This window comes from Phycobacter azelaicus, assembly GCF_014884385.1.
Lineage (GTDB): Bacteria > Pseudomonadota > Alphaproteobacteria > Rhodobacterales > Rhodobacteraceae > Phycobacter > Phycobacter azelaicus.
Genome location: NZ_WKFH01000003.1, coordinates 3,415,379 through 3,433,306 on the forward strand (window position 1 = coordinate 3,415,379; position 17,928 = coordinate 3,433,306).

Genomic DNA, 17,928 nt, shown 5'->3' on the forward strand with positions numbered 1-17,928 from the left:
TCCTCGACAATTCGGATCGCGGGATCATGCAACCCAAAGCTGCTGTTTCGAATATCAAAACGGAAATGTTGGCGCAACCATCACGGTGACTGTCAGCCCTCTTGCCGTCGGTCGCCTTCTGGCCGTAGGGTGGCCATAGACAAACGCAACCGGACAAGACGCCATGACGACCAGCATCGCGCGCATGCCATTGGCCCAGCGGCTGTGCGACCGCATCCGGCGCGACAGGGAACGCCTCCGGTTTCTCGCCTCTCTGCGCCATATCCACGGCCCCCGTCGCAGGTTTGCGGGGCGCAATGACGTCACCATCATCGCCTTGGTACGAAACGGAAGCTACTATCTTGACAGCTTCTTTGACCACTATCAGAGCCTCGGCATTCGGCACTTCGTGTTCTTTGACAATGGGTCTGACGACGACACCATAGCGCAGATCCGCAAACGCCCCGGCACGGCTATTTTGCAGTCGCGCCTGCCATGGGGCACCTACGAGAACATGTTTCGTAGCTACGCAGCGCAGCGTTATGCACAGAACCGTTGGTGCCTGATTGTCGACATGGATGAAATCTTCGACTTTCCCGGGCGGGCCGACATCGGGCTGAAGGGCCTTCTTCGATACCTTGCCTCCCAAGGCCACACGGCAATGATGGCGCAGATGCTTGAGATGTTCCCCAAGGCCCCCCTGTGCGATGTCGCTCAGATGCCCTATCGCGAGGTACTTCAGGCCTTCAACTTCTATGACCTGAGCGCCATCGCATCCCTACCCTATGATGCAGAGGAAACCGGCCTTTCCTATTTTCTGGCGCGGAACCACACGCCAAACCATGCTGCGCCCGAGGTTCTGTTCGGCGGGGTGCGGGCCAAGGTATTTGGAGAGAAGTGTTGCCTCACAAAACACCCCCTCGTGTTTGTTGGTCCGGCCGTTGAAGCCGGTGTGCATCCTCATGCCGCGGCAGGCGTGCAGGTCGCCCCGATGACCGCGCTGATCAAGCACTATAAGTTCGCCAACGATTCACTGGCACGGGACCGGCTTTCGGTCGCGACCGCCTCCATCGCGCATGGTGAGGACAAGCTGCGCGTCGCGCGCATGTCCAAGCAGCCTGACCTGTCGCTATGGTCCGAAACCGCAAGGGCGTACGAGGGAAACCGACCTCTGCAGGAGGCGGGTTTCTTGAAAAGCTGCGATGACTACGACGCTTTTCTGGAGCAAATGCGCATGCACCCGGATGCCCCTGCGAGGACCGGCAATGCCTGAAATCACGCGCAAGCAGCACCCCACCCCGCCCCCTATCAACGCCGTGGTGATCGGCCGCAACGAAGGCGAGCGATTGAAGAACTGCCTCAAATCTCTTGCGGGGCAAGTGCACCGGCTGATTTACGTGGACAGCGGATCAAGTGACGGATCCGTCGCTGCAGCGCGTGCCATTGGGGCCGAGGTCGTGGAACTGGATCTCACCGTACCATTTACGGCAGCTCGCGCTCGCAACGCCGGACTCGCGGCTCTAAATGACCAGAGCGACACCAGTCTGGTGCAATTTGTGGATGGCGATTGCACGGTTGATGCCCTGTGGCTAGAAACATCCAGCGCTTTTCTGGCGGACCATGACGATGTTGCGGTTGTCTGCGGCAGGCGGCGCGAACAGCACCCCGAGGTCTCTGTCTACAACCGTCTGTGCGATCAAGAATGGGACACCCCCATCGGAGAGGCCCTGGCCTGCGGGGGCGACGCCCTGATGCGAGTCGGCCCTTTAAGACAACTCGGAGGATACCGGGAGAGCCTGATTGCCGGCGAAGAGCCGGAACTCTGCGTGCGTTTGCGCCAAAATGGATGGCGCATCTGGAGGCTTGATGCCGAGATGACACGCCACGATGCCCAGATCACACGCTTCGAGCAATGGGCCAAACGCGCCCGGCGCGCCGGGCATGCTTTTGCCGAAGGAGCCGCGCTCCATGGCGCCCCGCCTGAGCGGCATTGGGTACGAGAAACACGACGGGCGCTTTTATGGGGGCTTGCGTTGCCTGCCTCCCTGCTTTCCAGCGTCATGATAAGCCCCTGGGCTCTGTTGGCCCTTGCCATCTATCCCCTGCAATTCCTCAGACTATCCCGCGCGATGCCTCTGGAGCAGGCGTTTTTCACTGTCCTTGGGAAGTTTCCAGAATCTGTCGGTGTATTGGAATACCACTGGAACCGCTTGCGCGGCCGGTCTCGCCGCATCATCGAATACAAATCTGCTGGCTAGCAGAAACAGGCGTTTCGCGCTGTCGCGACACCAGCGTTCGGGCCGGACCGGACGTTGGCGCGGGGGAAAAAAGCAAGGCAGATCAAAGGTGGCCCGCACCTAGCCTGCCTCAGAGCGTACGTCTGAGCCTTAGGGCCGCGCGAATCTGGCGGGGCAGAATGCCGACACATTTCAAGTAGCGTGGCACCATCCGGATCGGATTGCTCAGCGCGCGCCACAACCACTCAAGCGCCATTCGGCGAAGCCACAAGGGCGCTCGGCGCTGGTGCCCGCCCAGAAAGTCCAACCCGGCGCCAACTGAAGCAAACCCCACTTTTGGGGCAAGGATGCGCCCCCGCGCCGCCAGTCTCTCCTGTTTTGGGGCACCGAGCGCTAGAAAACAAAGTCCCACCTGTCTCTCGGCCAACTCAGTGAGGATGTCTGCCGCCTCCTCGCTTTCGGGATCAAACACGCCCGACGGCGCATGGCACCACGTCACCTCCAACCCCGGCACAGCGGCCAGCAGGGCCTCTTGCGCATCCGACAATGCCTGACTGGTGCTACCAACCAATGAGACCGATGCCCCCGTTTCTGCTGCCATACGGCAAAGGGGAATGACCATATCAGAGCCCGGCATAAGGTGGACCGGCCTGCGGGCAAGCTGAGACAGCCAGACCACAGGGCGCCCATCGGCCACGACAAGATCTTGGGCAGCATAAGCTGCAAGAAACTCTGCATCCTGCTCGAGCTTCACCATATGATCCAAGTTGATCGTCGCAAGCGAAAACCCGCGTTTCGCACTGAGGCGCGCCAGAACTTCACGCTCCAGCTGTGCTCTATCGGCAATGTTTACGGTGATTTTTCGATCTTCGTATTCGAAATACAAAGGACCTTTCCCCTTTGATGCCCCTGCTTTCATAGCGTCCCGTTGGCGGTGGCGCCAGCAAAGCAACGTCCCGCGAGTCATATTGTTGCTGTGTTGCCATCTGTTTACCGGATTTTCCTTTCGTTCGGGACAGAATAGAAAACACTGAATAGACTTTTAGACAAACGGTCGGACGCCGACTCGCCACTGAACACTCGCATCCCAGCATAGGAAAGCTCCGCGCGCCGATGCCCAACGCCCTGGCATATCTGATGCTCATCGCCTGGCCCTTGGTCAGCCTGACACTGTTCCTGCGCCTGCCCCTGGAGCGAGCCATTCTGTGGTGTTTCATTGCCGGGTATCTTTTGCTGCCGCCGCTGGCAGAATTCGATCTGCCTCTCGTCCCGGACATGGACAAGTTCTCGATTCCTGCTGTCATGGCCTTTGGCCTGTGTATCTATGTGCTGCGCAAGCCGGTGCCGATCTGGCCCCAGCCTTTGCTTGCACGGCTGCTGGTGCTTCTGTTTCTGACCTGCGTAATTCCGACGGTTCTGACAAATGGTGATCCGATCCTGTTCCGGGTTCTGCAGAATTCGGATCCAATTATCTTCATTACCGATATCTTGCCGGGACTGCGCTGGCGCGACCTTGGCTCGGTCATCATCAACCAGGCCATACTGCTGATGCCATTCCTTCTGGCACGCCGGTATCTCTCTGACGAAAAGGGGCAAAGAGAGCTGCTTCTGGCACTTTGTCTGGCCGGGCTTGCCTACAGCCTGCCGGCATTGTTCGAAGTTCGTTTCAGCCCGCAGCTCAACACCTGGATCTATGGGTTCTTCCAGCATGACTTTGCTCAAATGATGCGCCAGGGCGGATTTCGCCCCATCGTCTTCCTGCCCCACGCCCTATGGCTGGCGTTCTTCATCTTCTCCTGTGTGGTCGCAGCGTCCGCCCTGGCCAGGGCTTCCAAGGACAGGGATCGTACGCGCTTTGCATTTGCTGCGACCTATCTTTTTGTGGTGCTGATCCTGTGCAAAAGCCTCGCCTCGCTGGCCTATGGACTTGCCATCGTACCCATTGTCGCTCTTGCATCAGCGCGCTGGCAAATCCGGCTTGCGGTGCTGATCGCGGTCATTGCCATTACCTACCCGATGCTCAGAAACCTCGGCGTAATCCCGACCGATGCGATCCTGGCCAAGGCCGAAGCAATCAGTGCCGAGCGCGCTCAATCGTTAGGCTATCGCTTTGACAATGAGGCCATGATGCTCGCGCGGGCGGCCGAAAAACCCTGGTTCGGTTGGGGCGGCTGGGGTCGCAATCTGGTCCGGGACCTGGAAACGGGACAGATCATTTCAATCCCGGATGGCCGCTGGATCATCACCTTCGGCACTTTCGGCTGGCTCGGCTATATCGCCGAAATGGGCATTCTCACGCTTCCCATCTTCCTGCTGGCCATCGAATTGCATCGCCGCCAGAACAGGCAGGTCTCGCCCCTTGCGGCCCCCATCGCCCTGATCCTGGCCGCGACTCTGGCCGACATGCTGCTCAACGACACTCTTATCCCCATTACGTGGCTTTGTGCCGGATCGGTCCTGGGCTACGCGGAACGTCTGCGAAACCCACAGGTGTTTTCCGGCAAACGAAGCCTGTTCGACGGGCAACAGAGCATGGCACCCACCACAACCTCAGGGGGATCTCGCAGCATCCTCTAACCCAAATCGGTGCTTTGCCTCATTTTTTTCCCGTTTCAGGCACAATTCATCACCGTCCGTTCATAGCTTGGCCGTATAGGTTTCCCAATTTGGCCGACGGAAAGCTCCGCCTTTGGGGCAGCTTTGATGCGCGTATGATTTGAAACAGGCTTGCGATTGGCGCAATTGCCCAGCGATCAAGGCAAACCTAAGGGCCGATTGGGATTGACAGACCTTAGAAACAGCGCTCCATCTAGGTGGGCATGAGGGGGGGCTGACAACACCGGAACGTAAAAGGTGACAACCAAGTTGGATACGCAAGACGACAGCCAAGCACATGCCCGGGAGTATTCCGGCGACATCGCCATCGTCGGTCTATCCGTTGACGTACCAGGAGCGGGATCGGCTGCGGCGTTCTGGGAGAATCTGCGCGGTGGCATCGAAAGCATTGAGGTCCTCGACGAAGACGCCCTACTTGCAGCCGGAGAACGGCCCGCAGCCCTGAGCGATCCGAACTACGTACCTGCGGCGGCGCTGCTGAATGACTATGACAGGTTTGATGCAGAGTTCTTTGGCTTCAGCCCAAAGGAAGCCGCCATTCTCGACCCCCAGCACCGCAAGTTCCTTGAGGTCGCCTGGAGCGCGATGGAAGATGCCGGCCACCCGCCGGAGAGCCTTGATGCGCCCATCGGGGTCTATGCCGGATGCGGCATGGGCAGCTATTTCTACTTCAACATCTGCTCCAACCCGGACCTTGTGGATGAGGTCGGAATGTTCCTGTTGCGTCACACCGGCAACGACAAGGACTTCCTGTCAACCCGTGTCAGCCATGTCTTTGATCTCAAAGGGCCTTCGGTCAACATCCAGACTGCCTGCTCGACATCCCTGGTCGCCGTCCACTATGCCTGTAAGGCGCTGCGCGAGGGCGAATGTGGCATGGCCCTGGCAGGCGGTGTCACCATCGAGCTGCCCCAGGGGCGCGGCTATCTTTACAAGGAAAACGAGATCCTGTCGCCGGACGGTCATTGCCATGCCTTTGATCACCGGGCGCAGGGCACTGTCTTTGGCTCCGGCGCGGGCGCTGTCGCGCTGCGCCGTCTGGAAGACGCAGTTGCCGACGGAGACCACATCTGGGCTGTCATAAAAGGCTCGGCTATCAACAACGATGGCGCAGACAAGGCCGGATACCTGGCACCGTCGGTCGGAGGACAGGCCGCAGCCGTGCGAAAGGCCTTGGCCGCGGCGGATGTGCCCGCTGACACGATTGACTATGTGGAGTGCCATGGCACCGGCACCTATCTGGGTGATCCGATCGAGGTCACCGCCCTGACCGAGGCCTATCGCGACAGCACAGACGAGGTCGGCTATTGCCGCATCGGCTCGGTCAAAACCAACATTGGGCATCTTGATACCGCGGCCGGTGTGGCAGGGCTTGCCAAGGCCACGCTGGCTCTGAAACACAGACAGATCCCAGCCTCTCTTGGCTATGAGGCGCCGAACCCGGCGATCGATTTCGACCATTCCCCGTTCAAGGTGAACGCGTCCCTGACCGACTGGGCGCCCCATAAGGGGCCGCGCCGGGCAGGGGTCAACGCACTCGGGGTCGGCGGCACGAATGCCCATGTTATTATTGAGGAAGCGCCCGAGCGCAGCCCATCTGAGGAAAGCGACTTTCCGTTCCACGTTCTGTGCCTGTCAGGGCGAAGCAAAGGCGCGCTGGACGACAACACCGCCGCCTTGGTGAACTGGCTGCGCGCCAACCCCGAGGCCAGTCTTGCCGATGTAGCCTATACACTGAAAGAAGGGCGTCGCGGGTTTGCCAAGCGCCGCGTGGTCGTCGCGGAGACAGCGTCCGAGGCCGCAGATCTGCTTGAGGCCGCAGACTCGCGTCAAGTCTTTACCCATGATCACCTCGGCGACGCGCCTGAGGTGGTTTTCATGTTCCCCGGTGGCGGCGCGCAATATGCGGGAATGGCGCGCGACCTTTACGAGACAGAGCCGGTCTTTGCCGACTGGATGGATCGCGGGCTGGATCATCTTCAGGCGAGCCTCGACTATGACATCCGCGCGCTCTGGCTCCCGGAAGAGGGACAGGAGAAGGCCGCGAACGCTGCGCTTCAGAAACCTTCGGTGCAGCTGCCGCTGATCATGATCGTCGAGTATGCGCTGGCGCAGCTGTGGATAAGCTGGGGCGTACGCCCCTCGGCTATGGTTGGGCACTCCATGGGCGAAAACACCGCCGCCTGTCTGGCCGGTGTTCTGTCGTTCGAGGACTGTATCGACCTGGTCCTTTTGCGCGGACAGCTGTTCGATACGGTGCCCGCCGGCGGCATGCTGTCGATCTCCCTGCCTCTGGAGGAGGTTCAGGCACTCATCGGTGATGACCTCGATATCGCCAGCGTGAATGCACCGAACCTGACCGCCGTTTCCGGCCCACAGGCCGCACTCGACCGTCTTGCGGAAACGCTGAAAGCGCGTGATATAGACCACCAGCGCATCCAGATCGACATTGCCGCCCATTCGCGGATGCTGGACGGTATCCTCAATCAGTACGGCACCTTCCTGCGCGGTCTGACCCTGTCGGCGCCGCAAATCCCGATCCTGTCCAATCGCAGTGGACAGCAGTTGACCGCAGAAGAAGCGACCGATCCAGACTATTGGGTACGCCAGCTGCGCGGCACGGTGCTGTTTGCCGACTGCATGGAAACTTTGAGTGCCGTGGCCGGGCGGATCTATCTTGAGGTTGGCCCCGGCAAGGCCCTGAGCGCACTGGCGCAGATGGCCCCGGCGGTGAAACCCGGACAAGTCCTCAGTTCCCTGCGACACCCGGATCAGAACGTGATGGACGATGCCTATTTCTTTGGCGTCATCGGGCGGCTCTGGGCCTGCGGCTATGAGGCTGATTGGGATCAGATCTGGGGCGAGGCCGCGCGTCATCGCCTCTCCCTGCCCACCTATGCCTTCCAGCGCAGTCGTTATTTCATCGAACCTGGCACCACAAAACAGGCCAAAGAGACGGCGCCATTGGTGCGAACTGATGACCTGAGCGATTGGGGCTATCGCCCGGTCTGGCGCCCCCGCCTTGCCGATTGCACCCTCGACATCGAAACAGAGCTCAGCCAGGACCCGCAAATCTGGTTGATCTTCGAAGATGACATCGGGCTTGCGGCCAAGACGGCTGAAAGGCTCACAGCAGCCGGTCACAAGGTGGCCCGTGTACGCCCGGGCGATACCTATGCACAGCTCACTGAAACGTCTTTTGTGCTGGCGCCAGAGCAGGGGCGCGCGGGCTATGCCGCGCTTCTGGCCGACCTGGAGCGTGAAGACATGCTCCCAAGCCGCATCGCACATTTCTGGTTGGTAACCGATAAAGAAAGCTTCCGCCCAGGCTCTTCTTTCTTTGACCGCAACCTGGAGATGGGATTTCACTCCCTGACGGCGCTGGCGCAGGAGCTTGGCAGTATGGATCTGCCGAAGCCGCCCCATGTGACCGTCTTCACTACGGGCGCAGCGCAGCTTGGCAACGAACCGCTGGCAAACCCGGAAAAGGCCCTTATTGTCGGCCCCGCCTGCATGCTCCCGCGCGAGCTGCCGGGCTTCACCTGCACGAGCGTGGATATCGAACTCCCAAAAGCGCCGACAGGTCTTCTGGCACGTCTGAGGAGCGCCCAGCCCTCTGACATAACCCCGCGTCTTTTGGAAGAGATGCTGGCAGAGCCGATCAATGCTGCCGCGATCTGGCGCGGCGAAAAGCGGTTTGAGAAAGACTGGCGCGCCCTGCCCTTGCCGCAGGCCGAGGCGCCGGTATTCAAAACAGGCGGAACCTACCTGATCACAGGCGGCTATGGCGGCATCGGCCTGACGATCGCCCGCCACTTGATGCAGCATTTTGAGGCTAATGTCGTGCTGATCTCGCGCGACGGATTGCCCCCACGCGACACCTGGGCGCGGCACCTGCGGATGCACAGTCCGGCAAACCGCATTGCACAGCGTATTCGCGCAGTGCAGGACCTCGAAAACATCGAAAAAGGCACAGTAGTGCCACTGGCGGCGGATGTCTGCAACTCAGGCCAAATGAAGCGTGCCGTAGAAGAAACCGAGACACGCTTTGGTGCCATCACCGGCGTGATCCACGGTGCGGGCCACATTAACGATGCGCCGCTGCTGGCCAAAACGGAGGAGCAGATCAGCAAGGTTCTAGCGCCAAAGGTTAGCGGATTGCGCGTGCTGGACGCGCTGTTCCCGGATGGCAGCCTCGACATGATGGTGCTCTTCTCCTCCTCTTCCACCGTAACAGCGCCTGCGGGCCAGGTGGACTACATCGCGGCCAACGAATACCTCAACGCCTTTGCAGCCCATCGCGCGGGCGGGCAGACCCGCGTCATCGCCGTGGACTGGGGCGTCTGGGCGGATACAGGCATGGCCGCCGATGCATTGCGCGCCCGGCAGGGAGGCGGTGAGCCAAGCGAGCTGACACCCTCAGAGCAGCCGCTATGGGACAGTGAAGGCTTCGATGGAGCGGGCAACCGCATCTACCGAACGCGTCTTGATGCGCGGCAGCACTGGCTGCTGGATGAGCACCGCACCAAGGATGGCACCGCCGTCATGCCTGGCACAGGCTATATCGAACTGGCCACCGAAGCGCTTGCCGGACTTGGACGGGCCGAGGAAGGCACCCTGCCCGCGCTTGAACTTCGCGATTTCTATTTCCTGCGCCCTCTTGTTGTTGCTGAAGACAAGCCAGCAGATTTGCTCATCCGCCTGGTTGCACAGGAAGATGGCTATGCGCTGAGTTTCTACAGCGCAGCGCAAGACGGGTTTGCGCTCCATGCCGAAGCGCTGGCGACCTATGCGCAAGCCTCCCCGGCGAAGCCACTTTCGCTAAAAGACATCAGCGCGCGGTGCCAGCCACCAGAGCCTGCCCAAAACAACCGCCTATGTTCCCCTCAGGAAGCGAACCTCGCATTCGGCCCCCGCTGGCATGTCTTGCACAAGATGGCATTCGGTGCACGTGAAGGGCTCGCCACTCTGCGCCTTTCCGACGCAGCGAAAGGCGATGGCGCAATCCTGCACCCGGGTCTTCTGGACCTTGCAACCGGCTGGGCCGTGTCTCTGGCGCCGGGGTACAGCCCCGTTTCCCTTTGGGTGCCAGTATCCTATTAAGCGATCAGAATTCACGCCCGCCTGAGCGACACGATCCACAGTCACATGCGCCTTTCCGCGCAGGATACCGGTGCACCGGATACCGCGCTCTTTGATATTACCATCAGCGACGAGACTGGTGCAGTCCTTGTCGAGGTCGACGGCTTTCGCATGCAGAAACTGGCGGCTGGTTTTGAGAGCTCGGCAACGGATGAAAAGGATGTCACTGCACTTGAGATCGCTATGGCGCCCAGCAGCAGCGCCCAGCCCCTGTCCAAGGACGAGCAGCGCCTTCGTCACAACATCACACAAGGGATCCGCGCAGATGAAGGCGGAGAGGCCCTCGTGCGTGCGCTGAGTGTCGCCACAGACCAGCGCCTGCCGCAGGTCGTCGTCTCATCGCTGGACCTGAAAGATCTGATCGCCGAGGCCGAGATCCGCCCCGAAGTCTCAAACAAAGAAACCCAGAGCTTTGAACGTCCAGAGCTCGATACCGATTATGTCGCGCCGACAAATGCAGTGGAAGAGCGACTCTCCGAGCATTTCCAGACCCTCCTGGGCGTGGCGCAGGTGGGCACGCAAGACAGTTTCTTTGATCTAGGCGGACATTCCCTGATCGCCGTTCGACTTTTTGCGCAGATCAAACGGGATTATGACGTGGAGTTCCCGCTATCGATCCTGTTCGAAGCTCCCAGTGTTGCGGCTCTGGCTGACCGGATCATTGAGCGAACCGGCGGCGGTGTCAGCGCGGAAACCGCAAGCGAAGGGAACGACGATACGGCCACACCCGCGTTCACGCATCTGGTCAAGCTGCATCCGGGCGATGGCACCGGGCGGCGGCCTTTCTTTATCGTGGCGGGCATGTTCGGCAATGTCCTCAACCTCAGGCATCTGGCTCAAATGCTTGGGGCGGACCGACCTGTCTATGGCCTGCAGGCTCGCGGGCTGATTGGCAGCGACGCGCCGCATGATCGCATTAACGACGCCGCTGCGGATTACTTGCGCGAAGTCAAAGAGATACAGTCCGAAGGCCCCTATCTCCTGGGTGGCTTCTCTGGCGGCGGGATTACCGCCTACGAGATGGCACAACAATTGCAGGCTGCAGGTGAGGAAACCGCTGCCCTGATCCTGCTCGACACTCCATTGCCCGTGCGCCCCAGCCTGACACGCAAGGACAAGGCGCTGATCAAACTCCAGGAAATCCGCCGCAAGGGCCCGTCTTATCTGACCGAATGGGCCCGCAACCGGATTGCCTGGGAGTTCGAAAAACGCCGGGTGAAACCGGCCGAGGATGGCGCTACACCAGCCTTCAACAATCGCCGCATCGAATTGGCTTTTCGCAGAGCGATTGTGACATACGAGATGCGCGGCTGGGATGGAAAGGTGGCCCTTTTCCGTCCTCCCTTGGACCGCCACTGGGCAGTATCTGGAGGCCGCTTTGTCAGCGCCGAGCGAGAGTATGTCTTCCACGACAACGACTGGACCCGCTGGGCGCCGAATGTGGAAGTGGTTGAAGTGCCGGGCAATCACGACAGTATGGTTTTGGTCCCCAATGTCAGCGTCTTGGCAGCCGAGATTAAAGCGCGCCTTGATCTCTCCGATAGCCTAAGAGCGCAGAGCCGCGCACATCATCAGGCCGCGGAGTAGCAACCATGCCATCATCTCAGGCCAGCAATTTACACCCGGTCGACACTGTAGAAAGCAGCGTGCTGACCATCATTCTGAACTATCGCACGCCGCAGATGACGCTGCAGGCCGCCGAGGCCGCGCTGGCAGAAATGGAAGAGCTGCCCGGCGGTCTGGTGATCGTTGAAAACGGCTCAGGCGACAATTCCTGGCAAGAACTGCAGGACGGCGCGGCCCGGCGTGGCTGGCTGGACAGCCATAAGGTCCGTCTGATCCGGTCAGAAGTGAACGGCGGTTTTGGCGCCGGAATGAACATTGGCATGATGGCCGGGCTGCCTGATGGCAGCGCACCAGGTTTTTACTACCTTCTCAATTCTGACGCCTTTGTCGAAGGAGAAACCATATCCCGGCTGCGCGATTTCCTGATGCAAAGCCCAGGTGCGGGACTTGCAGGCTCTTTCGTGCATGGAACCGATGACAGCCCGCATCGCACCGCGTTTCGCTTTCCCTCTATCGCCGGCGAGTTCGAGATGGCCGCCCGCACCGGTTTTGTCACCCGCTTGCTGCGCCACTCGGTCGTTGCAATGGATATCCCAGAGAGCGAAACGCAAGTCGATTGGACCGCAGGCGCCAGCCTGATGATCCGCCGCGAAGTTATTGAGGAAATTGGCGGATTTGACGAGACCTTTTTCCTCTACTTTGAGGAAACCGATCTTTGCCAACGCGCCGCCCGCGCCGGATGGCGCACGCATTTTGTCCCCGCCAGCACGGTCGCGCATATCGGATCGGCCTCAACCGGTATGAAATCCTGGGACCGAACACCGCATTACTGGTTCGACTCGCGCCTGCATTACTTTGTGAAAAACCATGGGGCGGCTTATGCGGCGCTGGCGACCCTCGCGCGGATCGGCGGATCAGGCCTTTATGGGCTCAGGCGTCTCATCCAGGGCAAACCGGCCGCTGATGCACCGTACTTCGTTCGTGATCTGACACGGCACGCGCTGCGCGCGATGCTCCGCCCAAAGACTTCCATTCGTGAAACGCGCCTTCACCCCCCCTTCCCGGAGGAGCAGAAATGACCTCATTTTCATCGGTCATCATTGGTAATGAATCCCTAGCCGTTGGCTGTGGAGATGCGCTTTTGGCGCGTGGCCACAAGATCGCGGCCATCGTCTCGCAAGACGGCTCGATCCGAAAATGGGCTGCCGAAAAGGGCATCGCAGTTCTTGAGAATCCGAATGATTTGAATGCGTTGGAAGATGATTTTGACTGGCTCCTCTCCATTGCAAATCTTCGCGTCATTCCGGATCAGGTCCTTCAACGGGCTACCAAAGGCGCGGTGAACTTTCACGATGGTCCGCTGCCGCGCTACGCTGGCCTCAATGCGCCGAACTGGGCCTTGATCGAAGGCGCTCAGGACTACGGTATCACCTGGCACATGATCGAAGGCGGCATCGACGAAGGCGATATCATCGCGCAGCGCCTGTTCGACATTGCGACGGATGAAACCGCTTTCAGTCTAAATTCCAAATGCTATGCGGCGGCAATGGACAGCTTTGGCGAGGTGGTCGACCAGCTTGAGACCGGTAGCCTGAACCGTCAGCCGCAGGATCTCAGCCAGCGCAGCTATTACGCCCGCGCAGACCGCCCTGTAGCCGGTGCGCTTTTGGACTTTTCACGCCCGGCAGAAGAGCTTGTCCGGCTTGTTCGTGCGCTTGACTTCGGGGATTACTGGAACCCACTCTGTGCCCCTAAGATTGCCATCGATGACAAGGTCTATCTGGTGTCGCGGGCAGAAGCGGTCGAAGGCGAAGGCACTCCGGGCTGCGTGCTTGAAAACAGCAATGACGGGCTGACCGTGGCCTGTTTCACTGGTGCTGTGCGCCTCGGTGGATTTAGCGATCCGGCCGGGCGCGCCGTTCCCGCCCTCGATCTCTGCAATGCGGGCGATGTCCTTCCCACCCGGGACGCCGCCCAAGCAGATGAAATCACTGCCGCCCTTGCTGCGACGCAAAAGGGCGAACACCATTGGCGGCGTGCCCTTGCCACCATGCAGCCAGCTTCAGTGCCACTTGCACGCCGAACCGTTGACCAGGGCGTCAAGCGTTTATCCATCAAGGCGCCCGAAGGTTTGAACGACGCACATATCACAGCGGCTGTTCTGACCTTCGCCCTACGCAGCGCTGGTGTTGAAACCTGCGACATTGCTCTTTCGACCGAGAATATGAATCCGCTGGCCGACATCGTCTCCGGCTGGGTACCCCTGCAGGCCCATCACACGGACAGTATTTTAAACGCTCTGAACAAAGCCTCTCAGGGCATTGAAAAGGCTAAGTTATACGGCGGTTTCGCCAAGGATTTGGTCGCCCGCGCGCCCGAGATTTCCCCACAGGATCAGCCGGGCGTCGGATTGTCCATGGGACGGGATGCGGCCCTTTCGGGATCCGCGCTCACCGTTTCTTGGGCGAATGGCGCTGTTGCGCTCCACGTGGATGGTGCCCAGCTTGACCAAAAGGCCGCAGCGCTGCTCGCCGCGCGGCTGGAACTGGTTCTGGAGGCCATTTCCTCTTCGACTGCTGCCGATGCAAGCGTTGCCGACCTGCCGATCCTGCCGGAAGCTGAGCGACGGCTCATACTGGAAGACTGGAACCAGACCGGCGTGGACGTGGACCTGGACCATACCGTTCATGCAGCCTTTGCAGCTCAGGCAACCCGCACGCCAGACGCCACCGCGCTGGTGTTCGAAGATCGGAGCCTCAGCTACTCAGAGCTGGAGGCCTGCGCCAATGGCGTCGCCGCACAGCTGCAGGAGATGGGCATAAAACCAGGGTCCCACGTCGGTATCTATGTCTCTCGCAGCCCCGATCTGGTGGTGGCCGCACTGGCGGTGATGAAGGCAGGCGGTGCCTACGTGCCGCTTGACCCGGCCTATCCGGCAGACCGTATCGCGCATTTCATCTCTGACAGCCGCGCAGAGGTGATCGTGACGCAAGAGACGCTGAAAGGGAGTCTTCCCGCTTCTGACGCGCAGATATTGGTTCTGGACGGACCTGAGGCGCCCAATCCGAGGGAAACGCCCGTCGATGGCGGCGCAAGCGGCCAGGATTTGGCCTATCTGATCTATACCTCCGGCTCCACCGGCCTCCCCAAGGGCGTGATGGTGCGCCATGCCAACGTGGCGAATTTCTTTGCCGCCATGGATGCCAAGATTCCCCACCAGCCCGGAGACGCCTGGCTGGCCGTGACCAGCCTGTCCTTCGACATCTCGGTGCTTGAGCTGTTCTGGACCCTGTCGCGCGGCTTCAAACTGGTGCTGTCCAGCGATGAAAGCCGCCTGCAGCTGTCCAACGGTCCAATTGCCATCTCTGACCGGAAAATTGACTTCAACCTGTTTTATTGGGGCAACGATGACGGCCCTGGACCGCGCAAATATAACCTGCTGCTGGAAGGCGCGAAATTCGCCGATAGACATGGCTTCAACGCGGTTTGGACACCCGAGCGGCATTTCCACGCCTTTGGCGGCCCCTACCCGAACCCCTCGGTTACCGGGGCGGCGGTGGCGGCGGTGACACAGAACCTTGGGGTGCGGTCGGGGTCGTGCGTTGCCCCGCTCCACCACCCTGCCCGCATCGCCGAGGAATGGGCGGTGATCGACAATCTGACAGCAGGGCGCGCGGGCATCGGCTTTGCCGCCGGCTGGCAGCCAGATGATTTCATCCTGCGCCCGGAGAACACGCCGCCCGCCAACAAGCCCGCCATGTATGAAGCGATTGAGACCGTGCGCAAACTGTGGCGTGGCGATGAGGTCGCCTTCCCGCGCAAGGACGGCGGCACCCATGCGGTGATCACCCAGCCGCGCCCGGTGTCACAGGAGCTGCCAGTCTGGGTCACCACCGCAGGCAACCCCGATACATGGCGCGAAGCCGGAGAGATCGGCGCCAATATCCTCACCCACCTTCTGGGCCAAAGCATTGACGAGGTAGCGGGCAAGATCCGTATCTATCACGATGCCCTGCGCAGTGCAGGTCACGACCCGGCGGATTTCACCGTGACGCTGATGCTGCATACCTACCTGGCAGATACCCGCGAAGAAGCGCGACAGACCGCGCGTGAGCCGATGAAGGATTACCTGCGCTCTGCTGCGGGCCTCATCAAGCAATATGCCTGGGCCTTTCCGGCCTTCAAGAAACCCAAGGGCGTGAACAACCCTTTCGAGATGGACCTTGGCATCCTCTCCGAAGAAGAGCTGGACGCGATCCTCGATTTCGCTTTTGAGCGCTATTTCGAAGACTCAGGCCTGTTCGGCACGGTGCAGGACGGCATCGCCCGTGTGGAGCAATTGAAACGCATTGGCGTCGACGAGATCGCCTGCCTCATCGACTACGGCATCGCGCCGGAGGTGGTGCTCGATGGGCTTAAGCCGTTGGCAGAGGTTCTGCGCCTATCAAATGCGCCGCAAGAAATTGATCCGAATGATTTTTCGCTGGCGGCGCAGATCCTGCGCCACGATGTCAGCCATATGCAATGCACGCCCTCCATGGCGCGCATGATCATGCAGCACGACGAAGCGCGCATGGTGCTGCCCCATCTCCGGCACCTTCTGGTGGGAGGGGAAGCGCTGCCCGGCGATCTGGTGGGCGATCTGCGCGAGGCGGGTCCGGGCGCGATCCACAACATGTATGGACCGACCGAGACCACTATCTGGTCCACAATGCAAACCCTTGATGGCACCCCCTCAGGCGTTGCCGACATCGGATCGCCCATCGCCAATACACAAGTCTATGTTCTTGACGCGAAAGGCGCCCTACAACCCATTGGTGCACCGGGGGAATTGTTCATTGCTGGCGATGGCGTCACGGCCGGGTACTGGCAGCGCGAAGAGCTGACGGAGGACCGCTTTGTCCCCGATCCGTTCAATGGTGGCCGGATGTATCGCACTGGTGATCTGGTGCGCTGGCGTGAGGACGGGCGGCTCGATTTCCTGGGTCGCAGCGATCATCAGGTAAAGATCCGCGGACAGCGCATAGAACTCGGGGAGATAGAAGCCGCGCTTGCAGCACAACCTGATATTACCGGCGCCGTCGTGATGCCCCGAAAGATTGGCACCGGAGAGCAGCTCGTCGGCTACGTCACGGCCTCCCGGGTGATCGACGAGGCTGCACTGAAACAGGCGCTTGCCGCCCGTCTGGCCGATGTGATGGTGCCCGGTCACATCGTCACGCTTGATGCCTTCCCGCTGACCCCGAACAAGAAAATCGACCGCAAGGCCCTGCCCGACCCGAAACCGGCACGCGTAACGGCGCCGACAGCCGCAGCTGCGCCAAAGGCCGGTGCGCAGGCAAAGATTGCAGCGATCTGGGGACGGATCCTTGGCCTCGACGGGATCGGCCCCCAGGACAATTTCTTTGTCCTTGGTGGCCATTCTCTGCTCGCGGTTCAGGCGCACCGGGATATTCGCACCGCGCTTGATGTGCCGAAGCTGTCGATCACCGATATATTCCGCTTCCCAACGCTGGCCGGGCTGGCAGAGCATGTAGAAAGCCTGACGGGCGGTTCGCAAGCTGAACCGAATCCGATAGACACGGCAGAGACTGCCGCCGCCGAGGCGGCAAAGTCCGAAACCATGTCAAAGCGGCGCGCCATGCGTGCCAACCGCCGAGCCCGAACCGGATGAGCACAAAGACGCAGCTGCGCCCGCATACCTTGACCCAAGAGCGGCTGGACCTGATCCGGCCGCTTTTCGGGCCCGGCGTAGCCATTGCTGCTTTCCACCCCATGGATCAGGTGCCAACGCCTTTTGCTGAGGAATTGGCCTGCCTCAGCCCGCGTGCCGTGGACAAACGTCGCCGCGAGTTTGCGGCAGGGCGCGCGGCGGCTCATCAAGCCATGCGTGATTTAGGCCAGATACCGCGGCCCATCACGGTGGCTCAGACCCGCGCCCCCATTTGGCCCAGGGGGATCACCGGATCCATCACTCACACGCACAGCTGCGCAATAGCCGCTGTGACTCCTGTGTCGCCGCTTAGAGCCGTTGGTATCGATGTGGAGGAAGATACCCCCCTAAAGGAAGACCTGCGCCCCGCGATCTGCACGTCAAGTGAACTGAGCTGGCTGGCGCAGCAGGAAAACCCTGGCCAGATGGGCAAACTGCTCTTTTCGGCAAAGGAAGCAGCATACAAGTGCCAGCACACGATAAGCCAGGCCTATTTTGGATTTGATGGCATGGAGTTGGAGATCGAAGCTGATGTTCACACGTCCGGGGTAAAAGGGGATTTCATCGCCCGTTTCACCGCGGATCAACCGCCTTTCAAACGTGGATCTGCAATAAAAGGTGCCTATGTCATCGGAGCGGGCATAATCTTTACGACAGCTTCGCTTGGGGAGTGAG

7 protein-coding genes and 1 pseudogene are annotated in these 17,928 nt (G+C 60.4%); 7 read left to right on the forward strand and 1 reads right to left on the reverse strand.

All coding sequences use genetic code 11. From position 1 onward, the window contains the following. Positions 1-163 precede the first annotated feature (163 nt). Both INS80_RS17445 and INS80_RS17450 read left to right on the forward strand, forming a co-directional pair. Positions 164-1,252 (forward strand): glycosyltransferase family 2 protein, encoded by a 1,089-nt coding sequence (locus INS80_RS17445; protein WP_192966844.1) that lies wholly within the window; start codon positions 164-166, stop codon positions 1,250-1,252. Beyond that, complete coding sequence (locus tag INS80_RS17450) at positions 1,245-2,237, forward strand: glycosyltransferase family 2 protein (protein ID WP_192966845.1); 993 nt, start codon at positions 1,245-1,247, stop codon at positions 2,235-2,237. The genes INS80_RS17445 and INS80_RS17450 overlap by 8 nt, the downstream gene beginning before the upstream one ends. Positions 2,238-2,346: 109 nt before the next feature. Here the strand turns inward: INS80_RS17450 and INS80_RS17455 are convergent, their stop codons facing one another. Further along, complete coding sequence (locus INS80_RS17455; protein ID WP_192966846.1) at positions 2,347-3,102, reverse strand: WecB/TagA/CpsF family glycosyltransferase; 756 nt, start codon at positions 3,100-3,102, stop codon at positions 2,347-2,349. A gap of 227 nt (positions 3,103-3,329) precedes the next feature. Between INS80_RS17455 and INS80_RS17460 the strand changes: the two genes are divergently transcribed. From INS80_RS17460 to INS80_RS17480, 5 genes and pseudogenes are all read left to right on the forward strand, one after another. After that, entirely contained in the window at positions 3,330-4,793 is a 1,464-nt protein-coding gene (locus INS80_RS17460) for a hypothetical protein (protein WP_192966847.1), read from the forward strand. Between the two features lie 276 nt (positions 4,794-5,069). Then, positions 5,070-11,561: pseudogene (locus INS80_RS17465) on the forward strand (type I polyketide synthase). Between the two features lie 5 nt (positions 11,562-11,566). Beyond that, a complete protein-coding gene (locus INS80_RS17470) occupies positions 11,567-12,619 on the forward strand; it encodes a glycosyltransferase family 2 protein (RefSeq protein ID WP_192966848.1) in 1,053 nt (350 codons plus the stop codon). Then, on the forward strand, positions 12,616-17,214 hold the full coding sequence (locus INS80_RS17475; protein WP_192966849.1) for a MupA/Atu3671 family FMN-dependent luciferase-like monooxygenase: 4,599 nt from the start codon (positions 12,616-12,618) through the stop codon (positions 17,212-17,214). Before INS80_RS17470 ends, INS80_RS17475 begins: the two co-directional genes overlap by 4 nt. Then, positions 17,211-17,927, forward strand: a complete 717-nt coding sequence (locus tag INS80_RS17480) for a 4'-phosphopantetheinyl transferase family protein (protein ID WP_192966850.1) — start codon at positions 17,211-17,213, stop codon at positions 17,925-17,927. Before INS80_RS17475 ends, INS80_RS17480 begins: the two co-directional genes overlap by 4 nt. Position 17,928 lies beyond the last annotated feature (1 nt).